Here is a 1,314-nt window from a genome sequence, read left to right as displayed (position 1 = left end):
TGTACGTCCCTGATATAGGTTGACCACTAAATCAACTTATATGAGATCTAATTTCAAATTACTAAAGAAGCATCGTCGGTATTCTGATGAGTTTAAGAGGCAGATCGTTGCCGACTATGAAAGTGGAGAGTTTAGTGTAAGACAGCTTGAACGACTTCACGGCGTATCTGATCAGTCAATCTATAACTGGATTTATAAATTTTCTACCTTTAACGAGAAAGGTTTTAGAGTCGTAGAAATGAAAGACAGTAGCAGTAAAAAGTTGCAAGAGCTGGAAGCCAAAAACAAAGAATTGGAGGCAGCCTTAGGACGTAAACAGATACAGCTGGATTATCTTGAGAAGATGATCGAATTGGCTAAGTCCGAGCTTGATATCGACATTAAAAAAAACTACAGCACCCCACAATCAACTGGTTCAGGGAACACAAAGAAAAAGTGAATTATTCCATGAACCAGCTCTATGAAGGTATTGGGATCAGCAAACAAGCTGTACATCAATATGCAAGGAGACAAACTGTGTTTGATCATCGTTTGATGGAGTTAATGTCTGAAGCTGATGATATTCGTAGAGACCATCCTGGTTGTGGGGTGGAGAAAATGTACTATACTCTAAAACCTGATTTTATCGGGAGAGATCGTTTTGTAGAGACTTTTATGCAGCTGGGATATCGTCTCAAAAGAAAAAAGAACTACAGGCGCACTACTATTGCCGGTAAGATCTACTACCCCAATAAAATAAAAGGAGTAGAGATCAATGCACCTTCGGTAGTGTGGCAAAGTGATATTACTTATTATAAAGTAGGAGACAAATTTTATTATGCAGTCTTTATTATAGATGTCTATACCAAGAAAATAGTTGGTTATGAGGTATCTGATAATATGAGAGGGACAGCAAATCTAAAGGCGCTAAGAATGGCTTTAAAAGATCATAAAGCTCCCAAGATCCATCACTCAGATCGAGGAAGCCAGTATACTTACAAGTCTTATGTTGATCTTTTAACATCCAGCACGACAACAATAAGTATGGCTTTAAGGGCTCAAGACAATGCCTATGCCGAAAGGATTAACAGAACAATAAAAGAAGAATATCTAGACCATTGGAAGCCAAAAACCTTTAGCCAACTCAAAAGCCAGGTAAATAGAGCAGTGAAGAACTATAACAGCAAAAGATCACATGATCATCTAGAGAAAAAGAATCCTGAAGAATTCATTAGTTATTGGTCAACCCTCAGACCAGAAGAAAGACCAGTAATTACTATTTTTGATAATGAAAATTAATATGTAAAACCGGTCAACACTAATCAGGGAAGTTCA

General features: G+C 37.4%; 2 protein-coding genes. Both read left to right on the top strand.

What is annotated here, in order from left to right; genetic code table 11:
* The first annotated feature begins 40 nt into the window (after positions 1–40).
* On the top strand, positions 41–439 hold the full coding sequence (locus HC175_RS15080; protein ID WP_168139315.1) for a transposase: 399 nt from the start codon (positions 41–43) through the stop codon (positions 437–439).
* Positions 440–447: 8 nt separating this feature from the next.
* Positions 448–1,278 (top strand): IS3 family transposase, encoded by an 831-nt coding sequence (locus HC175_RS15075; RefSeq protein WP_168139314.1) that lies wholly within the window; start codon positions 448–450, stop codon positions 1,276–1,278.
* Positions 1,279–1,314: the final 36 nt, after the last annotated feature.

This window comes from Salinimicrobium oceani (genome assembly GCF_012037645.1).
This window is presented reverse-complemented; position numbering and strand designations above follow the sequence as displayed.